Here is a 16797-nt window from a genome sequence, read left to right as displayed (position 1 = left end):
GTCGCTCCCCCGTCTGGGAGACGGGCCCGGCTCAGGGGCGGGCGGAGGCGGTGCCCGAGGCGGGGAGGGCGGCGCGCACGGCCTCCAGGCAGCGCTCCACCACCGGGCGCGGGTCGAACGCGTAGGCGCCGTCGCCGAAGAGCTCGAAGGTCATGGCGCCCCGGTACCCCCGGCGGTCCAGGGCGGCGAGGTACTCGGCCAGCGGCAGTTCGCCGTCGCCCCACGCCAGGTGCCCCGCGGGCCGGCCGTCGATCAGGTGGACGTGGCGGACGCGGTCGCCGAGCACGTCGAAGTAGTCGTCCACGGTCTCGCCCGCGACGGCCATGCCCACCGTGTCGAGCACCGCGCCGAGGTTCGCCGCGTCCACCTCGCCGATCATCCTGGCGAGCGCCCGGGAGTCGTTGAGGAGGTTCGACTCCACACGCTGCAGCGGTTCGAGCACGCAGGTCACGCCGAGGGCGGCGGCGTAGGCGGCGATCTCGCCGATCGCGTCCGCCGAACGGCGCCAGGCCGCCTCCACCGGCTCGTTCTCGAAGCCGCGGCCCGGGGTCAGCAGGAGCAGCTCGGCTCCGAGCTCGGCGCACAGCTCGGCCGCGCGGCGGAACACGCCGATGCTCGCGGCGCGCAGCCAGGTGACGGGCGAGGCCACGTTGACCGGGTACATCACCTGCTCGGGGGTCAGGCAGCGGACCTTGAGACCGCGCGACTCCAGGCGGCGGCGTACGGCGCGAGCCTCGGCGTCGCTCACCTGCGGCACGTGGAACTGCGGCGCGATGCCCCACAGTTCGACGTGTTCCCGGCCGAGGGCCGCCGCGTCGTCGAGGAACCGCTCGAACGGCTGGTGCTGGTAGGCGAAGTTGGCGGCGGTGATCTGGTCGAGGGAGAGGGTCATCGGGGCTCCTGTCGTGTGGGGCGCGACGCGGACCGGGTGCGTTCGCCATCGTCCTCCGGTCGCGCGTCGCCGTCCTGGGTCCGCCGTCCTGGGTCCGAGGTCCCGGGACCGCGGCACGGGGTCCGGCGGTGCGGACGCCGTACCTCCGGGTGCGGGGTACGGCGGGGCCGTTCACTTGCCGATGCCGTCGGCCATGCCCTTGACGATGTAACGCTGGCCGAAGAAGAACAGCAGCATGACCGGGACCGCCGCGATGGTCATGGCGGCGAAGACGACGGGGAACTCGGTGCCGTGCTTGCTCATCAGGCTCATCAGCCCGACCGGGAGGGTCTGCACGCCGCTGCCGCTGGTGAAGATCATCGCGAAGAGGTACTCGTTCCAGGCGAAGAGGATGTGCAGCAGGACCGTCGAGGTGATGATCGGCTTGCACATCGGCAGGATGACGTGCCAGAACGCCTTCCACCGGCCGCAGCCGTCCATCTCGGCCGCCTCGTCGACCTCGCGGGGGAGGTCGAGCATGTAGGCGCGGATGAGGAAGGTGGTGAAGGGCACCCGGAAGGCGGTGTAGAGGATGAGCAGCGCCCAGAAGCTGTTGTACAGGCCCATCGACTGGAACATCTTCACCAGCGGGACGAGCGCCACGCTGGGGGAGAGCATGAGGCCGCCGAGGATCGTCCCGGTGACGAACCCGTTGAACGGGAGCTTCACCCGGGTGAGGCCGTAGGCGGCCCAGGCGCTGACGAACACGGTGGCGATCGTCGAGGTCACCGTGACGAGCACGCTGGTGGTGAGGTAGTCGCTCACCCCCCGGTTCCACGCCTTGCGGTAGTTCTCGAAGCTCCAGTCGACGGGGAGGGCGAAGGGGTTCCCGAAGAGCTGGGCGTTGGTCTTGAACCCGTTGAGCAGCATCCACAGCAGCGGGTAGACCACGACCACGGCGAGGCCGAGCAGGAACACCCACAGGAAGACGCGTGCGATCACGCTGAGGAAGCCGGTGCGGCTCACCATTCCACCCTTCTCCGGTTGGCGACCCACAGCTGCGCCACGGCGATGGCGAGCGTGATCACGAAGATCACCGTCGCGATGGCGGCGGCGTAGCCGAAGTCGTTGCGGACGAAGCCGCTCCGGTAGAGCCAGGTCCCGAGCACCTGGCTGGAGTTGTCGGGGCCGCCGCCGGTCATCACCATGACCTCGTTGAACACCTGGAACGCGCCGGAGATGGTGACCATCATCATCAGGCCGGTCATCTCGCGCACCAGGGGGACCGTCACGTGGAAGAAGCGGCGGAGGGGACCGGTGCCGTCGAGGGCGGCGGCGTGGTAGATCTCCGAGGGGATGCGCTGGATGGCGACGGCGAACAGCAGGGTGGAGTATCCGAAGCCCTGCCACTGGCTCATCGCGATGATCGCGGGCATCGCGGTGCTCTCCTGGCCGAGCCAGGAGCGGGTGAGGTCGCCGAGTCCCACCGCCTCCAGCAGGTGGTTGAGCGGGCCGAGGTTGGGCTCGTAGATGAAGTAGAACAGCAGGCCCGCCACGGTCAGCGAGATGGCGCAGGGGATGAAGTAGATCGACCGCAGGATCCGCTGCCACCTCTGGCTGCGGACGCCCTCGATGAGCGCGGCGAGCACGAGCGCGCCGCACACCTGGAAGGCGATCGAGACCACCGCGTACATCACGTTGTTGCCGAGCGACCTCCAGAAGACCGGGTCGTCGACGAGCTTGCGGTAGTTCTCCAGGCCGACGAACTCCTGGCTTCCGCTGTAGATGTCCCATTCGAGGGTGCTGAACCCGAGGTTCTCCGCCAGCGGGAAGTAGACGAACACCCCGACCAGCGCGAGCGCGGGGAGGACCCACGCGAGCCCGAGCGCTCGTTTGACGATGGTGGGCACCGGCATGCTCTCCTTACGCCGAGCGGGTCGTGTGCGAGCGGACCGCGGAAGGGCGGGCCTCGGACAGGCGGGGCTCGGACGGGCGGGCCGGTTCCGAGTGGGCCGCGGACGGGCGGGCCGCCCGCGACCGGAGCCGTCGCGGGCGCGTCGTGGACGGGCGGGTCACTTGGCCGACGCCGATGCCTTGCGCACGCTTTCGAGCACCTGCTCGGGGGTCTTGCCGCCGGTGATGAGCGCCTCGCCGCCGGCCAGCCACGCGTCGGCGACGTCGGGCACGGTCACGGTGTCGAGCCAGGCGGCGAGCCTCGGGGCCTTGTTGACCGCCTCGATGCCCTCGTACACGGCCTTGCTGGAGGTGTCGGTGGTGACGGCGCCGATGACCGTGCTGGGCTGGCCGTAGGGCGGGGCGGAGAGCGTTTTGGCGTTCTCCTGGCTCGTGGCGAACTTCATGAAGTCGACGGCGAGCGGCACGCGCGGTGAGGCGGCGTTGATGAGGTATCCCTCGGGCGCGCCCTCCAGCGTCGCCGGGTCGCCCGCGGCGCCCTGGGGGACGGGCAGCGGGAAGATGCCGAAGTCGGCGGGGTCGAGCTTGTGGTCGGCGGTGGCGTTGTCGAACTCCAGGATCTCCTGGTAGTACATCGCGGCCTTGGTGTCGGCGAACGCCTCCTGCGCGGAGGTGTAGAGGACGCCGTTGGTGCCGGTCCCGGTGTCGGTGCACTGGGTGACGAGCGACTTGAACTGCTTGAGCGCGGTGACGTAGCCGGGGTCGTCGAGCTTGGCCGTCTCGGGCTTGAGGTCGGCCTGGAGGGCGGCGGGCGGCACGTTGTAGGCGAAGAGCTGCTGCAGGTAGTGCAGGGCGGGCCAGCCGTCCTTGTTGCCGAAGGCGATGGGCTCGTAGCCGGCCTCGCGCAGCGGGCCGCAGCTCTTCAGCAGCTCGTCGAAGGTGGTGGGCACCTTGACGCCGGCCTTGTCGAAGGCGGCCTTGTTGTACCCCATGAACTTGCCGTTGTTGTAGAGCGGGATGCCGTAGTACTTGCCGTCGTAGGCGAAGGCCGACAGCGACCCCTCGCCGAAGGTCTTGCCCCAGGGGGTTCCGGGGCCGATCACGTCGGTGAGGTCGGCGGCGCGCCCGCCGCGGATGAAGTTCTCCGCCCAGTTGCCGGTCCAGGTGAAGTAGATGTCCGGCAGGGCGTTGGAGGCCGTCAGGGTCTTGGTCTTGTCCTTGACGCTCTGGTCGGTCTCCTGGATGAGCTCGACCTTCACCCCGGGGTGCGCCTTCTCGTAGTCGGCGGCGACCTTCTCGAAGTACGGCTCCAGCGGCTCGCCGGCGAACTTGGTGAGGACGCTCAGCGTGCCGGAGTAGTCCGGCTTCGCGGCGGCGTCGGCCGCGGGGGCCTTGGCCGGGGTGCCGCCGCCGGTGCAGCCGGTGAGCGTGAGCACCGAGGTCCCGGCGATAGCCGCGAACGTCGTCAGTACGCGAGAGCGCATGGGCTTCCTTTCTCTCGTGAGATCCCGTGAGAGGAGAGGGACCGCCGGTGCCGTGGCACCTCGGGTCCGCGCCGTGGGGGTGTGGTGCGACCTGGCCCGCCCGGTTGTCGGCTGACTGTACAGATATTCTGATACCGGTACCAGACCTAAACCAAGATCTTATTTTTCGAGAGTGCCCGACGAGACATAGCCGTGACATTTGCGCGATCTGACCAGGTAAATCAACCGATCAAAGGCATGGTGTTGACGGCTCACACTTCACTGTGCCAGCGTGACCCCTGCGTGATACCGGTATCAGGTCGCAGGGCGACGCCGGTCGTGGCATTCCCGAAAGGACGCGTAGATGCTCCGCTTCAACGAGCCCGAGTTCCTCTCCCAGACGGCGAGCGCGGTGGCGCTCCGCCCGCAGATCGAGGAGCTCGTCGACCGTCTGGTGGACGAGGGGTTCGACAACCTCCTCCTCGTCGGCGCCGGAGGCACGTACGCCCAGATGTGGCCGTACGAGCACCTGGCCCGGCGCTCCTCCACCCTCGACGTGCGCGCCGCGATCGCGGCCGAGCTGGTCGTCTCGGGTGACGCGCGGCTCGGCGAGCGCTCGGTCGTGGTCTTCACCTCGGTCTCGGGCACCACCGAGGACAGCGTCCGCGCCATCGAGTACTGCAAGGCCAGGGGCGCCTACACGATCGGCTTCACCGGCCACCCCGACTCGCCCATCGCCGAGCTGGTGGACGCCGCCCTCCTCTCGGAGCCGAAGACCTGGCCCTTCGACGTCCAGATGCTGTTCTTCATGGGCCGGCTGCTCTCCCGCCGCGGCGAGTTCGACGGCTACGACCGGCTCGCCGGCGAGCTGGCCGGCATCCCGCGGATCCTCGTGGACGTGGCCAGGCAGGCCGAGCCGGTCGCCGCCGCCTTCGCCGAGGCTCACAAGGACACCGACTACCACTTCCTCATCGGCGGCGGGAACCTGTGGGGCTTCACCTACCTGTACTCCATGTGCATCCTGGAGGAGATGCAGTGGCTGCGCACCACCAGGGTGCACAGCGCCGAGTTCTTCCACGGCTCGCTCGAACTGCTGGAGGAGGACACGAGCGTCGTCATCTTCCAGGGTGAGGACGAGACCCGCGCCCTCACCGACCGGGCCGAGGCGTTCGCCAAGCGCGTCTCCAAGGACGTCACCGTCTTCGACACGCGCGACTACCCCCTCGACGGGATCAGCCCGGAGTTCCGCGGCCTGCTCGCGCCGCTCGTGCTCGACACCGTGCTGAGCCGGGTCAGCAAGCACCTGGAGCGGGTCCGCGACCACTCGCTCGACCTGCGCCGCTACTACCGCGTCATGGACTACTGAGCCCTCCGCCGCCGCACCGGTGGCCGCCCGGGCGCGCGGACGCCCGGGCGCGGCCCCACCGGTGACCGCCTCCTCCCCGCCCCCTCCCGGGGCGACCGTCCCCCTTCCAGGGGTGACCTTCCCGGACGCTCCCTTCCGGGGCGACCCCCGGATGACCGCTCCCCGACCGCACGCGCGGGCCGGCGCCGTGCCCGCCGTACGCATGCCCTCCCCGGGTCCCGCGCCGCGGGGCGCGGAACCCGCGCACAGGAGAACCCATGAGAGTCCTCGGTTTCGGCGACAACATCGTCGACCGGTTCGTCGACCGCGGCGTCGACTATCCGGGCGGCAACAGCGTGAACGTCGCCGTCTACGCCCGCCGGCTCGGCCTCGACGCCGCCTACCTGGGGGTCTTCGGCGACGACGACCTCGGCCTGTTCCTGCGGGAGGCGATCGCCGCCCAGGGGATCGCCGTCGACCGGTGCGTGGTGCGGGCCGGTGAGAGCGGCGTCTCCACCCTGCGCGTCGACGACGGCGACCGCGTCTTCCTCGGCTGGAACGGCGGCGGGGTGACGGTGCGGGAGCCGCTCGTGCTCGACGAGGAGCTGCTCGGCTACGTGTCGGGCTTCGGCCTGGTGCACTCCAGCGTCTACTCCGGCAGCGAGGACGAGCTGCCGAAGCTCGCCGGGCTCGGCCCGCTGGTGAGCTTCGACCTGTCCAGCGAGGAGGAGTTCCGCTCCCCCGCCTACCTCGACCGCGTCTGCCCGCACGCCGACCTCGTCCTGCTGTCGTGCTCGCACCTGGACGAGGCCGCCACGCGCGACCTCCTCGCCGACGCCGTACGGCGGGGCGCGCGGCTGGCGCTCGGCACCCGCGGCGTGGACGGGGCGATCGCCTGCGACGGCGACGTCACCGTCGCCGCCCCGGCGCACCCGGTGACCGACCCCGGGCGGATCGTCGACACGATGGGCTGCGGCGACGCCTTCCTCGCCGGGTTCGCCGTCTCGCTGCTGCGCGGCGGCTGGTCGGCCGGGGTCCGGCCGCGGCATGACATGATCGAGCGGGCGCTGCGCGACGGCGCGGAGGCGGCCTGCGAGCAGTGCCTCGTCGAGGGCGCGTTCGGCCGCGGCCGTCCCGCCGCGTCGCCGCGCTGAGCGGGACGGGCGGCGGAACAGGATCTAGCATGTGGCGAGCCTCCGAACGCGAGATCCGAACGCGAGAAACGAGGGACGCGATCCATGCCAGGTGAGCGGAGCCAGGCGGGGCGGCCGACGATCTCCGAGGTGGCCGCCGAGGCCGGTGTCGGCCGGGCGACCGCCGCCCGCACGCTCGGCGGGTACGGATACGTCAGCCCCGAGCTGCGCGAGCGGGTGCTCGCGGCGGCCGAGAAGCTCGGCTACCGTGCGAACGCGCTGGCGCGCAGCATGTCGACGGGCGTGAGCCACACGCTGGGCGTGATCGTCGCCGACATCGGCAACCCCTTCTTCGCGGGGGTGATGCGCGGCGTCTCCGACGCCTCCCGCGCCCGCGGCTTCGACACGCTCGTGCTGAGCACGTACGAGAACCTGGAGGCGGAGGTCGCGGCGGCGAACGTGCTCATCGACAAGCGCGTCGACGGCGTCATCCTCGCCTCGGCCGCGGTCGGCCGAGGCGACGTGGCGCACATCAGGGCCGCGCTGGACCGGGGCATCCCCGTCGTGCTCGTCGACCGGGCGGTGGCGTCGGTCGACCTCGACGCGGTCGTCATCGACAACCGGGACGCGGCGCGCCAGGCGGTCGAGACGCTCGTCACGGCCGGGCACCGCCGCATCGGGTTCGTGTGGGGCCCGCCGGTGGCGGAGCCGCCCGCGACCCGGCGGGCGCTGCTGGCGGCGGCGTCCCGCAACCTGTGGACCGACGGGGAACGGCTGCGCGGCTACCTCGACGCGCTCGACGACGCGCGCATCCCCTTCGATCCCGAGCTGGTGATGGTGGGACGCAAGACCGAGGAGCGGGTGACCCGGGAGGTCGCCCGCATGCTCTCCCTCCCCGACCGCGTCACCGCGCTGTTCTGCACCGAGACCGAGGCGGTGACGGGGGCGCTGCGCGCCCTGCGGACGTCGGGGCTGTCCTGCCCGCGCGACGTGTCGCTGATCGGCTTCGACGACAGCGCCTGGGCGGCGGTCATGGAGCCGCCCCTGACGATGATCGAGCAGCCGGTGCACGAGCTCGGCGCGATGGCCGCCCGGACGCTGCTCGACATCGTCGAGGGGGCCGAGCCCCGGCGCGAGATGCACACCCTCCGCTCGCGCCTCGTCACCCGCTCCTCGGTCGCCCCGCCGCCGTCTCCGTCCCGGTCCCCTGCCCCGTCCCCGCCCCCGGGCGCGCCCCTGTCCCCGGGCGCGTGACGGGGCGGGGCCGCGCCGCGGCGATCCGGTCCGCACCGGCGATGATCCGCCGGGCCCGCGCGGCGACGTTCCTCGCGTCGGTGACCACGGAGTCGGCCACGGGACCGAACCGCGCCGCGAAGGAGGCGGCCCGGTCGGCCCGGACGGCGATCCGTCTGGCCTCGGCGGCGACCCTCTCGGCGTCGCGGCCGTTCTGCAGCGGCATGCGGCTGAGCTCGGTGGCCTGCGACTCAAGCCTCTCCGCGTCGGAGGAGATCCGGTCGGCGGCGGAACCGGACCGGGCGCCCCTGCCGAAGATGAGCCTCAGGAGGTCGCGGGCGTCCCGCGCCAGCCTGCCCGCGTCGTCGAGAAGCTTGATCGTGTCGCGTCCGACCTGGACGATGTCGCCGAAGACCCGCTCGACGGGCGCCGGGCTGGGCGGGTAGGGCTGACGCCCGGGTGCCGGCGCCGCCACCCGGGGGCGTCCCGGTGCCGGCGCCGCCACCCGGCGATCCGTGGTGAGCGTCGCCGTGTCGTCCGCGGTCACCGCCACCGGGCGGTCCGCGGCGGCGGCCACGGCGGGTCCCCCGGCCGATGGTCCGGCGACCACCAGCCCGGCGGTCATCCCGGCGCCGGCGAGTACCGCGCGGGCGCGGGAAACAGCGTTTCCTCCGGCCACTCCGACCTCCGTACGATCGATGGCGCGAGCCGTGTGATGGGATCTCCGAGGCGCGGGACGGGGCGCCTCCCGGACATCATGACGACGACGGCGCATACCACCGGCTCCCGGCGCGCACGGCTTACTCAATGATCGTTTCCTGCTTCCCGGCGCATGACGGAGGACACGGCGCCGTGCGGGGTGCCGCCGCCCGGAACACGCCCGCGGCGGACGGCACGCACCCGCTCGACGACGAGTTGCGCCCCCAGAGCCCCGGCTGTGGCGATGGCGAACGCGATGCCGCCCAGCTGCTCGGCCGTCACCGCGACCAGGAAGCAGAACACGGCGAACCCCACCAGCCCGTGGAGCACGCCCCGCACGGTCGCGATCGTCGCCGCCGGGCCGCCCTGGGCCAGCGCGAACGCGGCCACCACGCTGGTGGCGATGGGAAACGGCGCCAGGACGCCGGTGAGACCGGGGCCGAGCCGCGCGGCGGCAGAGGTGAGGATGAGCACGAGCACGGCGGTCGCCACGGCACGGGCGGGCAGGTCCCACCATGGCGGGGACACTTCCGTGACGCCGCCGGCCGGGCCCTCCGCCCTGGGCAGCGTCGCGACGGTGACGCCGATGGCCGCCAGCGCCAGACACAGTCCGGCGGCGGGGTGGAGGGTGAACGCGGACAGAGGCAGGTCGGCCGCCAGGCACGCCGACCAGCCGACCAGCAGCGCGACCGGCCAGGAGCGGGTACGCGACAGCACCGCGAAGACGGCGGCGAACAGCGCGAGCGAGACCAGCCCGAGCAGGGACGCCGACGCGGCGGCGGTCAGAAACCGCGCTCCGTGCTCAAGGTGGGTGATGAGCAGGATCGGCCCGGCCACGATGGGGAACGTCACCAGTGTGCCCGTCACCCGCGGCCCCCAGCGACGCCCTGCCAGGGAGGATCCGACGACCAGTGCCGGAGCGAGGACGAGCTTGAGCATCAGCAGTGTCACCGGCACATCCTGGCAGCACCGCCGTCGCCGGACGGGAACAGGTCTGATGCCCTGATCGGTGACGATGACGGTTGCGGACGGTGGCTCCGCACGAGGTCCGGCCCTGTCCGGAACCGCCGCCCGGTGACGTCCGGAGGATCGGCGCTCCGCCGGGCCGGCCGCTACCAGGGGACGACCGGGTACCAGCCGTAGCCGAACATCGACGGCAGCCGCAGGTCCCAGTACAGCAGCGTGAACGAGCCCGCGACGAGGAACGCGACGGCGGTCACGGTCACCAGGCGGGCCGGCCTCGCCGCCAGCCACCGCGCGAACCGGCCCCGGGCCGCGAGCATGAGCACGGCGAACAGCACCGCCATCACCGCGATGTTGCCCACCGACTGCAGGATGAACACGGCGGCGCCGTACAGGGGGTTGCGGGTCTGGGCGGCGTAGGTGAACAGCTTGTGGAAGAGCGGGAACGGCCGGCCGATGAGGAAGCCGCCGACGAACGCGCCCAGGACGACGAGACGGACGTTCGGGAAGCGGCGCTCCAGGCGCGCCAGCGGGTCGGGCACGAGACGCAGGGCGGCCAGGCCGAGCCAGATGAACGCCACCCCGATGATCCCGAACACCACCGACGCCTGGAGCAGCCGCACGGGCATCCCGTCGCCCACGGTCGCGGTCGAGAGCTGGGGCAGCCGGTCGCCGAGCAGGGCGCCGACCGCTCCGTACACGCCGCTGACCGTGATCATGCCGATGGCGAGCCGGCCGAGCGGGCGCAGCGTCTCCCGGAGCCTGACGCGCCAGGAGTCGCCCTGCCGGACGAGGGGGACGACCGCGCCGAACGCGGCCACGTTGCAGGCGGTGAACGTGCCGGCCAGCCCGGACACGAACGCGAAGACCGCCCCGGCCGCGGCGCCGGTGATCGCGGTGCCCTTGGCGTCGTGGCCGAGCAGCGTGTTGGCGACGTTGTCGCCGATCACGCTGTCCACGAAGTGGAAGGACCACAGGGAGGCGATCACCGCCCCGGCCAGCACGCTGAGCAGGACCAGCCGCGCCCGGCGACGCGGTGCGGGGGCGGCGGGGTCGGGAGTGGGGACCTGGCCGGTGACCCGGCGGCGGCCTTCGGCGGGGCCGGTGAGCGTCATGGCGGATCCTCGGGTGTCGGGAGCACCTTCATGGTCACGGGCCTCAGGCTTCCCTGTCGTCTCCGAACGTGCGGCGATCACGGCGTGCCGGCGCGGACCGGGACCGGGACCGGGGCACGGCGGTCCGGTGATCGGCGGTTATCGGCGGGGATCGGCGGCGAGCCGGCCGCCTCGCCGTGGCCGCCGCGGGGCGCCGGTCGAGGACGGGCGGACGTGCGGACGGGTACGGTCGGAACATGGCCGAACACAGCATGCCGCACGACTTCGCCTCCTGGTCGTGCCCCCACGGGCAGGACGCGCGCCAGGGCTGCGCGGCCTGCTACGCGGAGTCGGCGACCCCCGGCGCCGGACCGCCGGTGTGGGAGGTCGTGGCCTGGTTCACCACCGAGCAGCCCCTGCCCATCAGAACGCTGCAGGACGTCCACCACCACGGCCGCCAGTTCTCCATCGACCAGCCGTCCACTCCGCTGGTCTACCTGCTGACCGGCCGCACCTCCGCCCGCGACAGCGTCCAGGCGGTCGCGAGCGTCCTCGGCTTCCTGCTGCACGAGCGGTACACGGTGGACGGGTTCACCGCGACCGAGATCAGGGTGGCGCCGTTGCCGGCCGCCGATCCGGGAACGGGCCGGCGGACCGACACGTGGATCAGCGACCGCGGCCGTTCCCGGTGACCTCCGGATCGGCCCCGGCGCCTCCGGGACCGTTCCCCGGGTCCCCCGGGTCTCCGGGGCCGCCCGGTACGGCCCGCTCCCGCTCCGCCTCCTCGCCGGGCTCCGTTCCGGACCGCTCCCCGATGTGCCGGGCGCCCAGCGAGGCGCTGGCCAGCAGGCCGAGGGCGAGGAATCCCGCCGCGCCGAACGCCGCGTAGCGGGTTCCTGCCGCGAAGGACTCCCGCGCGGCGGCGGCGATCCCGGGGGTCCGGGACAGGCCGGCGATGGCCCCTCCGGCGCTGCGCTGCACCGCCGAGACGATCCCGTCGCGCTGGGCCGGCGCGACGCCGCCCATCCGGTCGAGCCGCCCGGCGAGGTCCGCGCCGAGCCCGGCGAACAGCAGCGTGCCGAGTACGGCGATGCCGAGGGCGGAGCCGATCTGACGGACCGTGCTCTGGGTGCCGGAGCCCTGGCCGCTGCGCCCGACCGGCACCTCGGCGAGGATCACGCCGGTGAGCTGGGCGGTGGCCAGGCCGATACCCATGCCGTAGCAGAACAGGAACGGCACCGGCAGCGCCCACGGGGTGGCTGCGGACACCACGAGGCCGAGCCCGGCGATGCCGGCGATCTCCAGGGCGAGGCCGGTCCGCACGACGAACGCCGGGCCGCGCGATGAAGCCAGGCGGGAGGCGAAGGCGCTGGCCGCGAAGGAGCCGGCGGCGAGCGGGAGCAGGGCGAAGCCGGTCTGCAGCGGGGAGTAGCCGAGGACGAACTGCATCCACAGCGGGAGCGCGAACAGCACGCCGAACTCGCCGAGGCTGACGATCAGGGCGGCGACGTTGCCGTTGCGGAAGGAGGGGATGGCGAACAGCGACAGGTCCAGCAGCGCCACCCGGCCGCGCCGGTTGCGGGCCCGCTCCACCAGCACGAAGACGGTCAGGGCGAGGGCGGAGGCGGCGAAGGCGACCGGCACCGGTGAGATCGGGAACGGCCAGGTCCAGCTCCCGGCGACGAAGGGCTCGGTGGACCGCCACCAGCCGTAGACCCTGCCCTCGACCAGCCCGAACACCAGCAGCCCGAAGCCCAGCGCGGAGAGCACGGCTCCGGTCACGTCGGCTCCGCGTCGGTCGGCCGGCTCGCGCGACTCCGGGACGAACGCCAGCACGCCGGCCACCACGGCGGCGGCGATGGGGATGTTGATGCCGAACGCCCAGCGCCAGGACAGGTCGGTGGTGAGCCAGCCGCCGACCAGCGGGCCCACCGCGGCCATCCCGCCGATCGTGGCGCCCCAGACGGCGAACGCGGTGGCGCGGTCCTTGCCCCGGAAGCCCGCGTTCAGCAGCGACAGGGTCGTGGGGAAGATCATCGCGCCGCCGACGCCCTGGATGATCCGGGCCCCGACGAGCATCGGCCCGCTGGTGGCCGCCGAGGCCAGCAGTGACGTCGCGCCGAACAGGACGGCGCCGATCAGGAGCAGGCGTCGCCGCCCCAGCCGGTCGGCCAGGCGGCCGAAGGTGAGCAGGAGCGCGGCGAACACCAGCGCGTAGGACTCCTGGACCCACTGCGCCCCCGTCGAGCTGAGCCCGAGATCGCCGATGATCTGCGGGACGGCCACGTTCGTGATCGTCGCACTGGAAATGATCATCGCCACGGCCAGGGCGATGAACGAGAGGCCCGCCCATCGTCCCCGTTCCGTGGCGCCTCTTCTTCCGCCCTCGGTCTCCGGCGCCGCCGACGCGTCCACCCGGGTCACCCCTTCCGGTCGAATCACTAAGCACCCTTAGTTTTCACGACAGGTGCCCCCGGTGTCGATCGGATAACGTGGCTCCGGGCTCCGGATTCCAGGTCGAGGGGGAAGATGCGGTGGACGGCCACGAGTCCTGGGCGCTCGGCCGCCTGCTCCTGGTCGCCGCGCGCCTGGTGGAGCGCGAGTGGAACGCCCTGCTCGCCGAGCGCGGCCTGACCCACGCGGGCTTCCTCGTCCTGCACGTCCTCGACGACGGTCCCCGTACCCAGCGGGAGCTGGCCGCCGGCACCTACGTCGAGGAGCAGACGATCCGGCCGGTGCTCGACCGGCTCGAACGCGACGGGCACGTCACCCGGAGGCGCGACCCGGCCGACCGCCGCCGCGTGATGGTGTCCCGTACCGAGCGGGGAGGGCGGGCCCACGCGGCGGTCGTGACGGGGGACCTGGCCGAGCGGATCATCACCGACCGGGTGGAGGACCCCGAGGCCCTGCGGGCCGAGCTGATCCGGATCATCACCGGCATCCGCGGCGGATGACCCGCTGGGCCGTCACGGAGGCGGCGCCTCCCCGGCTCACCCGCCCGGCCCGCTTCCCTCGGCCCACCTGTCCGGCCCCCTCTCCCGGCTCACCCGCTCGGCCCGCTTCCCCCGGCTCACCTGTCCGGCCCTCTCCCCCGGCTCATTTGGACTCGACGCGCCCGACCGGCTCGGGCCCGGCCGCCAGCGCGTCGCACGCCGCCTGCCAGGCGGGGTCCCCGGGGTGGAGCCGACTGCGGAGGTAGGCCGCGGTGAGCCCGGCGACCGCCGCCACCCGCCCGGGATTCTCGTCCGTGGTCTCGGCGACGTCGTATCCGGAGATCCCGCCGAGCCCGTGCTCCGCGCCGAACACGGTGAGCAGCGACTTCGGGCCCGGGGACAGGTGGTAGGGATCGGTGTGCCATTCCGGGCCCAGGACCGTCAGGTGGGGGGAGGCGTCCCTGTCGCCGGCCACGACGAGCGTGGGCGTCGTCATCGTGGAGAAGTCCGGGTTCAGGAAGACCGGGTAGTTCGCGGCCGCGACGTCGCTGAGGGCGTCGCCGCCCCTGCCGGGCCCGGCGAGCAGCACACCCGCTCCGATCCTGGGCTCGGCGAGGTCCGCCTCCGTCCCGTCCAGCGGGTCGGTGAGCCGCATGCCCAGCAGCAGGCTCGCGGTGTGCGCGCCCATCGAGTGCCCGGCCACGGCGACCCTGCCGCGGTCCAGGCGCCCGGAGAGGTGCGGGACGGCCGCCTCGATCTCGTCGAGCCGGTCGAGGATCCGCTTCATGTCCTCGGCCCGCGACCGCCAGTACAGCGGCGCCTCGGGGTGGCCGGGATCCAGGCTCAGCGTCCTGGAACTCAGGTGGGTGGGCTGGATCACCACGAAGCCGTTCGCCGCCCAGTGATCGACGAGGGGGGCGTAGCCGTTCAGCGAGGAGAGGTTGTTCGAGGGGCCCTGGCCGTGCGAGAGGAGGATGATCGGCAGCTCGTCTCCGGTCAGGGGCGCGGAGACGCGCAGCCGCAGGTCCACGGCGCGGTCCGGAGCCGGCAGCGTCACCGGGCCGACCGAGAGGACAGGGGTGGGCGCGCCGGTGGCGGTGGCCGCGCGGGTCGATTCGTTCATGGGGTGGTCTCCCTTTCCGGGATTTCGGTTTTCGGAGTCTCAGCGGCTTCGCCGCCGGGGCCGTACGGCCGGCGGCGGATGAGCCGGACGGACGACGCCGCGCTTCGGCTACGCTCGAACCCGAAGCGGAACGTCGTTCCAGAACGATACGGAACACGGTTCCGTTTAGTCAACTCATGACCGGAAGGAGAACCCGGTGTCCGATGGAGGTCAGGCGCCAGACCGGGCGCCGGCCCGGAGCAAGCGGTCCGACGCGCTGCGCAACCAGCGGGCGCTGCTCGCCGCCGCCGCCGAGGTGTTCGTCACCTCCGGCGTCGACGCGCCGATACGTGAGATCGCGGCCAGGGCCGGGGTCGGGATCGGGACGATCTACCGCCACTTCCCGACGCGGGCGGACCTCGTCGTCGCCGTCTACCGCCACCAGGTCGAGGCGTGCGCCGAGGCCGGTCCGGCCCTGCTGGCCGGCACCGGCTCTCCCTTCGAGGCGCTCCGCCGGTGGGTGGACCTCTTCGTCGACTTCCTGGTCACGAAACACGGGCTGGCCAACGCGATGCGGTCGGACAGCGGCGGCTTCGAGGCGCTGCACGCGTACTTCCTGGACCGCCTGGTGCCCGTCTGCGCGCAGCTGCTCGACGCCGCGGCCGACGCCGGCGAGATCGGCCCCGGCACCCGGGCCTACGAGCTGATGCGCGGCATCGGCAACCTCTGCGCCGGACACGACGGCGACCCGCGCTACGACCCCCGCCGGCTGGTCGAACCGCTCCTGCGGGGACTGCGGGAGCCGGGGCCGTCCTGACACCGGCGACCGGCCCCCGTACGGTGACCGGCCCGTGTGCGGAGAGCGGCCCGTGTCCTCCGCCGGGCCGTTTCCTTACGAGGTGCGAACGTCATCGCGGAGCCCCTCCTCCGACCCGCCGTGACGCGGTTACCGTCCCCGCATGAGAACACTGGTCACCGGCTCCGCCGGGTTCATCGGAAGCCACGTCGTCGAGGCGCTGCGGGCGGCCGGGCACGAGGTCCGGGGCTTCGACCTGCGGGACGGCGGGCGCGACGTCAGGGACGCCGACGCGGTCGGGGAGGCGCTGGACGGGATCGACGCCGTGGTGCACCAGGCCGCGAAGGTGGGCCTCGGCGTGGACGTGTCCGACCTCCCGGACTACACCTCGGTCAACGCCCTCGGCACCGCCGTACTGCTGGCCGCCATGGCGCGGCACGGCGTGCGGCGGCTGGTGCTCGCCTCGTCGATGGTGGTGTACGGCGAGGGCGCCTACGACTGCGCGTCACACGGCCGGGTACGGCCCGGCCCCCGCAGGGAGGAGGACCTCGCCCAAGGACGCTTCGAACCGCGGTGCCCGCGCTGCGACCTGCCGCTGGACCCGGCCGAGATCGGGGAGGACGGCCCGGTGGACCCGCGCAACGCCTACGCCACCACCAAGCTCGCCCAGGAGCACCTGGCCGCGAACTGGGCCCGCGAGACGGGCGGCACCGCCGTCGCGCTGCGCTACCACAACGTCTACGGCCCCGGGATGCCGAAGGACACCCCCTACTCCGGGGTCGCGGCGATCTTCCGTTCGGCGCTGGAGGCGGGCCGTGCTCCGCGCGTGTTCGAGGACGGCGGTCAGCGCCGGGACTTCGTCCACGTGCGGGACGTGGCCGCGGCCAACCTCGCAGCGCTCGCAGCGCTCGCGGCGCTCGGCGGGGGCGTCCCGGGCACGCCGGCCGCCTACAACATCGCCAGCGGGGAGCCGCACACGGTGGGCGAGATGGCCCTGGCCCTCGCCGGGGAGGGGGACGGGCCCGCGCCCGTGGTCACCGGTGAGTACCGCCTGGGCGACGTGCGGCACATCGTCGCCAGTCCGCTGCGGGCCGAGGCGGAGCTGGGCTTCCGCGCCTCGATCCGGTTCGCGGACGGCATGCGCGAGTTCCGCACCGCCCCACTGGGCGACCCGGCGTCGCTCATCTCCGCACGGTGAGGGGCCCCGGCCGCCACCGCTCTCCGCACGATGACGGGTGACCCGGCGTCGCC

General features: G+C 72.9%; 16 protein-coding genes. 7 read left to right on the top strand and 9 right to left on the bottom strand.

All coding sequences use genetic code 11. The features are described 5' to 3' along the window. Nucleotides 1–31: 31 nt before the first annotated feature. From ACZ6W9_RS25150 to ACZ6W9_RS25135, 4 genes are all read right to left on the bottom strand, one after another. Nucleotides 32–892, bottom strand: a complete 861-nt coding sequence (locus tag ACZ6W9_RS25150; protein ID WP_470119923.1) for a sugar phosphate isomerase/epimerase family protein — start codon at nucleotides 890–892, stop codon at nucleotides 32–34. Nucleotides 893–1063: 171 nt separating this feature from the next. Continuing rightward, the gene (locus ACZ6W9_RS25145) at nucleotides 1064–1900 is read right to left on the bottom strand and encodes a carbohydrate ABC transporter permease (RefSeq protein ID WP_389957300.1); all 837 of its coding nucleotides are present in this window, start codon (nucleotides 1898–1900) and stop codon (nucleotides 1064–1066) included. After that, entirely contained in the window at nucleotides 1894–2781 is an 888-nt protein-coding gene (locus ACZ6W9_RS25140) for a carbohydrate ABC transporter permease (RefSeq protein ID WP_470119921.1), read from the bottom strand. Before ACZ6W9_RS25140 ends, ACZ6W9_RS25145 begins: the two co-directional genes overlap by 7 nt. A 162-nt stretch (nucleotides 2782–2943) precedes the next feature. Then, complete coding sequence (locus ACZ6W9_RS25135) at nucleotides 2944–4269, bottom strand: ABC transporter substrate-binding protein (protein WP_470119919.1); 1326 nt, start codon at nucleotides 4267–4269, stop codon at nucleotides 2944–2946. A gap of 343 nt (nucleotides 4270–4612) precedes the next feature. Here ACZ6W9_RS25135 and ACZ6W9_RS25130 point away from each other — a divergent pair, with 343 nt between their 5' ends. The 3 genes from ACZ6W9_RS25130 (at nucleotide 4613) to ACZ6W9_RS25120 (ending at nucleotide 7980) form a co-directional block, all read left to right on the top strand. After that, entirely contained in the window at nucleotides 4613–5614 is a 1002-nt protein-coding gene (locus tag ACZ6W9_RS25130; RefSeq protein WP_470119917.1) for an SIS domain-containing protein, read from the top strand. A gap of 257 nt (nucleotides 5615–5871) precedes the next feature. Next, complete coding sequence (locus ACZ6W9_RS25125; RefSeq protein WP_389957310.1) at nucleotides 5872–6747, top strand: PfkB family carbohydrate kinase; 876 nt, start codon at nucleotides 5872–5874, stop codon at nucleotides 6745–6747. Between the two features lie 84 nt (nucleotides 6748–6831). Then, the gene (locus tag ACZ6W9_RS25120) at nucleotides 6832–7980 is read left to right on the top strand and encodes a LacI family DNA-binding transcriptional regulator (RefSeq protein ID WP_470119914.1); all 1149 of its coding nucleotides are present in this window, start codon (nucleotides 6832–6834) and stop codon (nucleotides 7978–7980) included. On the opposite strand, the gene ACZ6W9_RS25115 is transcribed toward ACZ6W9_RS25120, so the two are convergent. The 3 genes from ACZ6W9_RS25115 to ACZ6W9_RS25105 all read right to left on the bottom strand — a co-directional run bounded on the left by ACZ6W9_RS25115 (nucleotide 7889) and on the right by ACZ6W9_RS25105 (nucleotide 10736). Further along, nucleotides 7889–8638 (bottom strand): hypothetical protein, encoded by a 750-nt coding sequence (locus ACZ6W9_RS25115; protein WP_389957315.1) that lies wholly within the window; start codon nucleotides 8636–8638, stop codon nucleotides 7889–7891. The genes ACZ6W9_RS25120 and ACZ6W9_RS25115 overlap by 92 nt on opposite strands. Nucleotides 8639–8763: 125 nt before the next feature. Next, nucleotides 8764–9609, bottom strand: coding sequence for a hypothetical protein (locus ACZ6W9_RS25110; protein ID WP_389957317.1), 846 nt, complete (start codon nucleotides 9607–9609; stop codon nucleotides 8764–8766). 161 nt (nucleotides 9610–9770) lie between these two features. Beyond that, a complete protein-coding gene (locus ACZ6W9_RS25105; protein WP_389957320.1) occupies nucleotides 9771–10736 on the bottom strand; it encodes a hypothetical protein in 966 nt (321 codons plus the stop codon). 236 nt (nucleotides 10737–10972) lie between these two features. On the opposite strand from ACZ6W9_RS25105, the gene ACZ6W9_RS25100 reads away from it, so the two are divergent. Continuing rightward, nucleotides 10973–11407, top strand: coding sequence for a hypothetical protein (locus tag ACZ6W9_RS25100; protein ID WP_362945718.1), 435 nt, complete (start codon nucleotides 10973–10975; stop codon nucleotides 11405–11407). On the opposite strand, the gene ACZ6W9_RS25095 is transcribed toward ACZ6W9_RS25100, so the two are convergent. Continuing rightward, nucleotides 11382–13157: an MFS transporter gene (locus tag ACZ6W9_RS25095; protein WP_470119911.1), complete on the bottom strand. Its 1776-nt coding sequence runs from the start codon at nucleotides 13155–13157 to the stop codon at nucleotides 11382–11384. The genes ACZ6W9_RS25100 and ACZ6W9_RS25095 overlap by 26 nt on opposite strands. Nucleotides 13158–13249: 92 nt before the next feature. Between ACZ6W9_RS25095 and ACZ6W9_RS25090 the strand changes: the two genes are divergently transcribed. Beyond that, entirely contained in the window at nucleotides 13250–13669 is a 420-nt protein-coding gene (locus ACZ6W9_RS25090; protein WP_389957325.1) for a MarR family winged helix-turn-helix transcriptional regulator, read from the top strand. A gap of 142 nt (nucleotides 13670–13811) precedes the next feature. Here ACZ6W9_RS25090 and ACZ6W9_RS25085 read toward each other — a convergent pair whose 3' ends face one another. Then, nucleotides 13812–14771, bottom strand: coding sequence for an alpha/beta hydrolase family protein (locus ACZ6W9_RS25085; RefSeq protein ID WP_389957328.1), 960 nt, complete (start codon nucleotides 14769–14771; stop codon nucleotides 13812–13814). 196 nt (nucleotides 14772–14967) lie between these two features. On the opposite strand from ACZ6W9_RS25085, the gene ACZ6W9_RS25080 reads away from it, so the two are divergent. Then, the gene (locus ACZ6W9_RS25080) at nucleotides 14968–15567 is read left to right on the top strand and encodes a TetR/AcrR family transcriptional regulator (RefSeq protein WP_389957331.1); all 600 of its coding nucleotides are present in this window, start codon (nucleotides 14968–14970) and stop codon (nucleotides 15565–15567) included. A gap of 142 nt (nucleotides 15568–15709) precedes the next feature. Then, a complete protein-coding gene (locus tag ACZ6W9_RS25075; protein ID WP_389957334.1) occupies nucleotides 15710–16744 on the top strand; it encodes an NAD-dependent epimerase/dehydratase family protein in 1035 nt (344 codons plus the stop codon). The last annotated feature ends 53 nt before the right edge of the window (nucleotides 16745–16797 follow it).

It is taken from the genome of Streptosporangium sp. NPDC053982 (assembly GCF_055585205.1).
This window is presented reverse-complemented; position numbering and strand designations above follow the sequence as displayed.

What these genes read in the sequence shown, in the direction of transcription:
- ACZ6W9_RS25150 (WP_470119923.1), bottom strand. Translation starts at nt 892, where the DNA reads ATGACCCTCTCCCTCGACCAGATCACCGCCGCCAACTTCGCCTACCAG.
- ACZ6W9_RS25145 (WP_389957300.1), bottom strand. Translation starts at nt 1,900, where the DNA reads ATGGTGAGCCGCACCGGCTTCCTCAGCGTGATCGCACGCGTCTTCCTG.
- ACZ6W9_RS25135 (WP_470119919.1), bottom strand. Translation starts at nt 4,269, where the DNA reads ATGCGCTCTCGCGTACTGACGACGTTCGCGGCTATCGCCGGGACCTCG.
- ACZ6W9_RS25130 (WP_470119917.1), top strand. Translation starts at nt 4,613, where the DNA reads ATGCTCCGCTTCAACGAGCCCGAGTTCCTCTCCCAGACGGCGAGCGCG.
- ACZ6W9_RS25125 (WP_389957310.1), top strand. Translation starts at nt 5,872, where the DNA reads ATGAGAGTCCTCGGTTTCGGCGACAACATCGTCGACCGGTTCGTCGAC.
- ACZ6W9_RS25120 (WP_470119914.1), top strand. Translation starts at nt 6,832, where the DNA reads ATGCCAGGTGAGCGGAGCCAGGCGGGGCGGCCGACGATCTCCGAGGTG.
- ACZ6W9_RS25105 (WP_389957320.1), bottom strand. Translation starts at nt 10,736, where the DNA reads ATGACGCTCACCGGCCCCGCCGAAGGCCGCCGCCGGGTCACCGGCCAG.
- ACZ6W9_RS25100 (WP_362945718.1), top strand. Translation starts at nt 10,973, where the DNA reads ATGGCCGAACACAGCATGCCGCACGACTTCGCCTCCTGGTCGTGCCCC.
- ACZ6W9_RS25085 (WP_389957328.1), bottom strand. Translation starts at nt 14,771, where the DNA reads ATGAACGAATCGACCCGCGCGGCCACCGCCACCGGCGCGCCCACCCCT.
- ACZ6W9_RS25075 (WP_389957334.1), top strand. Translation starts at nt 15,710, where the DNA reads ATGAGAACACTGGTCACCGGCTCCGCCGGGTTCATCGGAAGCCACGTC.